1 pseudogene is annotated in these 908 nt (G+C 59.8%); it reads left to right on the top strand.

The window, feature by feature from the left end:
• Positions 1-81: 81 nt before the first annotated feature.
• Positions 82-908 (top strand): annotated as a pseudogene (locus AC1RT2_RS32160) (IS3 family transposase); the annotation flags it as partial.

Genomic DNA, 908 nt, shown 5'->3' with positions numbered 1-908 from the left:
CTGAGGTGACACGGCGAAAGTGGTCCGGTTTTGATGTTAGTTTTCGGCGGATTTTCCTCTTGTTTGAAAGGAGAGTTTGCCATGAAGAAGAAGCGGTTTTCGGTGGAACAGATCGTAGCGGTGTTGAAGCAGGCCGAGCTTGGTATGCCGGTCGCGGATCTGATCCGGCAGGTCGGGATATCGGAGCAGACGTTTTATCGCTGGAAGAAGCAGTACGGCGGGCTTGAGAGCGATCAGGTCCGGGAACTCAAGCAGGTCGTCGAGGAGAATGCGCGGCTGAAGAAGCTGGTTGCGGATCTCAGCCTGGACAAGGCCGTTCTTCAGGATGTCCTGTCAAAAAAGTTTCCCGGCCAGCGCTCATGAAACAGGTTGTCGGCTATGTGACGGCATGTCACGGCTACAGCGAGCGCCGGGCCTGTGCCTTGACATGCCAGCATCGCTCCACCCAGCGCAAGCCGCTGCGACGTGATCCCCGTACGGAACTGCGCCAGCGGATGCACGAGATCGTCCGCACGCGCATCCGCTATGGCTACCGGCGTGTCCACATCCTGCTGAAGCGGGAAGGATGGAGCGCCGGGCGCAACCTCGTTTACCGGCTCTATCGGGAGGAAGGTCTTGCTTTGAAAGCCAAAAGACCGCGCCGCCGCAAGATGGCGGCTCATCGGGAAGAGCGAACTGCCGTGACCCGGGCGAACCAGGCCTGGGCGCTCGACTTCGTTCACGACCAACTCGTCAATGGCCAGACGTTCCGGGCGCTGACGGTGATCGACATCTATACGCGTGAGGCACTGGCGATCGAGGTTGGTCCGCGCTTGCGCGGGGAGCATGTGATCGATGTCCTCAATCGGCTTGTTCGGCGGCGCAAAGCCCCCGAACGGCTGTTGGCTGACAATGGCAGTGAATTCACG

It is taken from the genome of Shinella sp. GW821-FHT11G07, from assembly GCF_058808115.1.
The sequence above is the reverse complement of the archived record's forward strand: the minus strand, read 5'-3'. Positions and strand labels throughout refer to the sequence as shown.